The organism is Lactobacillus gigeriorum DSM 23908 = CRBIP 24.85 (genome assembly GCF_000296855.1).
Taxonomy (GTDB): Bacteria; Bacillota; Bacilli; order Lactobacillales; family Lactobacillaceae; genus Lactobacillus; species Lactobacillus gigeriorum.
The window spans coordinates 1-3,477 of the sequence record NZ_CAKC01000014.1 but is presented as its reverse complement, the minus strand read 5'-3'; the positions used below and the strand labels follow the sequence as shown (position 1 = coordinate 3,477).

Sequence of the window (3,477 nt, the reverse complement as noted above, 5' to 3'; positions counted from 1 at the left end):
ACGTTTTAATTTAAGAATGAATTTAATCTGCGGGATCATCAACCAAGAACTGGCTATCTAGTTTCGCAGTAACTCTAATGTCATTTCATATGTATAACTCTGAATATTACCAATATTGTTATAGACAGTTCCTAGGTCTTTAGGGGTCTTAATCCCAGTTACATACAAGCCATCTGCCAAATCTAACTTTATTTTGGCATTCTCAATATCATCGTAATCATTGCTATAACCAAACCAGTTTACAACTACCGGATCATTATTAGGATTTGAATCTAATAAAAGTTGATTATTAGAAATCGCTCCTGAAACTGAAGGACTAAGTGGTCCTGAAGCAGGTCTACCCTTTTTACCAGAAATAGTTACACTAAATGGCTTTCCTTTGGCGGTAATTCTCTGACCATCTGAAGTATAAATTTGATCAATGACACTATCTCCTTTAGCTGTCACGGTAGTAGGTTCTTCTGGAATCTGATCATAAACAAATTTACCAGTTAATGTATAATATCTACCACCGCTATTCCAGCCTTGCGCGCTCTGACCTTTAGGAACAGTAATAATTACATCTTTGCCCATCCCATCTTGTGTCATGGTAAAGCCGGTTAAGCCACGCTCTTTATTGGCCTTATCACTTGCTTTCTGATTTAAAAGGAAATTTTCAGGAACTGGAATTGTAATTGTCGTACCATAATTAACTGCACTGTTAACAATACCAGCCTCATATGATCCGTCATGAACCAGACCATCATTTTCAGCCATGACATAAACAAAGTTGTAATCTTCATTAGGAGCAACTTCTGTAAAATCAGTGTTTTTATCTCCAGTTGCTTTAGCCAGGCTAACCCCATCCGCAGTTAACTCTGGAATTATTGTCTGTTTAAATGACAATGGTGCTTGATCTTCACCGTTGATGGACCACTGGATATCTTTTGTAGTTACTCCTGTATCTTCCATCGGACTGGGTTGCCATCCATAATTATTGTTCCTTTTAGCTGTAATTTTATATTCAAATTTAGCAGTGGTATTAATATCTAACTCAAATATCCGATAATCACCCTGATCAGATTCTTTAACTGTTCCAATTGGAAAGTTCTCTTTATCAAAACCATACGCTGAGCCTCTTTTTACTTTGATAACAATTTTGTCACCAGGATTTACATAAGTTGCATCTAATTTAATCGTCTGAGGAATATAATCTTTATTTGAAAGCTCTGGCAAACTAATCGAGAGATTCATATCACCATTTTCAGAAGATTGTGATAATACTGGTGTAGAATCATCCGCTGCGACTGTTAACTTATTAACAGCTAATTTAGCTAGCTTATTAACGGCTAATTTAGCTAGCTTATTATCAGCTTTTGTTTTATCACTCTGCTTTTCAGTGTCACTGCTTGTCGCTTTGCCTTTAGCTGATTTTTGATCGTTACTATCTGGTGCTTTATCTTCAGCTACCTTAGCATCATCTACTTTGGTACTATCATCAGTAGTTGCATTTGCATTTTTATCTTCTACTTCAGTTGCTTGTTTTTCATTTGAAGTATTAGTTACCTCAGTAGTAGCATTATCTGTCTGCTTAGTTTGATTTTCATTTTCTTTTGTAACAGATTCATTATCAGTTTCTATATTATTGTTACCTGCATTAGTAACAGTATTACCTGTTGCAGCGTTAACCTTTTGACCATTGTTTACAGTTAAGAATAAGGTTGACAACAAAACTGAACTTACACCAATTGTTAATTTACGAATTCCAAAGCGTTGCTTGCTTTCAGAATGCTTATTGAATAACATTGTTCATTGCCGTGTATAACATGAAATTAGGTTGTGACTATCCGACTTTTAACCTTATAGAAATTTATACTTTTCCTTTCTTTATTGTGACTTTATATTTTATACATAAAAATTTTCAATTGAAAACTAATCTACTCCCATGTCTAATTTCTAATAGATCGTTTCCTAATCTTTATTATAAAATATTTCCTATTAATAGTTCAATTATATGTTGCTACACTGAAAATAATCTATATATATCAATGAAAAAGTAATAACAACTGAACCAATCCTATTTTTATAAGCTTACATTAGGCTTTTCAAAAGCCTATGGGATAGTGAATTGAAGTATAAAATATAAATTTTAAACATACAGTGGTTGCTAGACATCAAATTATTAATAATGTTATAGTCATAATATAACATTATTACGGAAGTGAATGAATCTTGAATATGAATTACCACATTAGATCCGTTACACCAGAAGATTTAAAAGATTTGTAAGCTATTTCTCGCGAAACATTTAAAGCTACTTTCGATGCCTATACAGCTACAAATGATATGGATAAATTTTTAGAAACTAATTATTCTGATGAAAAATTGAAGCAAGAACTTAATAATGCTAGTAGTAAATTTTTCTTTTTACAAGTTGGAAATGATCCACAAATTGATTATTTATTAGAGAAAAATTATAATTAGGAAATCTGAAATAATGGTAATGTCCCCCCCTATAATACTCCCTACCGAGGTTTCTATACATTTACCTTTCAAACATATGATTTGTTAATTTTATTAAAAATCTTTTTACATAATAAAAATAATGAATTGCTTACTATAAGTATATATTATTTGTTAACATCGCCTTGATATTAGATAATAGAATTAGTCGATGACATAGGAGAGTGAAAGAATTTAATTACCAGATCAAGCCTATTACTATAGATGATCTAAAAAATCTACAAAATATTTCTCGCGAAACCTTTAAAGCAACTTTTGATCCCTATACTGCCCCAGATGATATGGCAAAATTTTTACGAGATAACTATGCTGACAAAAAATTAACTAATGAGCTTAACAATCCCGATAGTCAATTTTTCTTCTTGGTAATAGATTCAGAAATCGCAGGATATTTAAAAGTCAATCAAGGTTCTGCTCAAACTGAAACAATGGATAATGATCATTTTGAACTTGAACGAATTTATTTACGACAAAAGTTTCAACACCAGGGATTGGGCAAAATTTTACTCGATTATGCCCAAGAACTTGCCCGTAAGGCTGGAAAAAAGTACCTTTGGCTAGGTGTTTATGAGAAAAACCTCCCTGCCCAAAAGTTTTACGCTAAAAATGGTTTCAAACGTTTCAGCCAACATGTCTATCCTGTAGGCGATGATCCCCAAGTCGACTACCTATTAAAAAAAGCGTTATAAAAGAAAAAAGCGATCAAGAACTTAATTAAGAGTTAATTTGATCGCTTTTTTAATGCGTGGACTATCGTTTCACCTTTGATCATCAGCTAAATCTAAATAGTTCATTTGATTAATCATTTATCTAAATTAAAGTATTTTTGATCAATCGATTGAACAGTTTTAAGAAGAAATAACAATTATCGTTTAGTTAACCAATCTCTATACACAAGCTCATATAATTCATGTGCGGTTTTATTAGGTAAATATAGCTGACTTTCACCCAAATTCAATGGCATCGTTACGCCTA

2 protein-coding genes are annotated in these 3,477 nt (G+C 32.3%); one reads left to right on the top strand and one right to left on the bottom strand.

The window, feature by feature from the left end:
• Positions 1-57 precede the first annotated feature (57 nt).
• A complete protein-coding gene (locus BN52_RS01370; protein WP_008472277.1) occupies positions 58-1,785 on the bottom strand; it encodes a YSIRK-type signal peptide-containing protein in 1,728 nt (575 codons plus the stop codon).
• A gap of 881 nt (positions 1,786-2,666) precedes the next feature.
• Here BN52_RS01370 and BN52_RS01360 point away from each other — a divergent pair.
• Complete coding sequence (locus BN52_RS01360) at positions 2,667-3,191, top strand: GNAT family N-acetyltransferase (RefSeq protein WP_008472275.1); 525 nt, start codon at positions 2,667-2,669, stop codon at positions 3,189-3,191.
• Positions 3,192-3,477 lie beyond the last annotated feature (286 nt).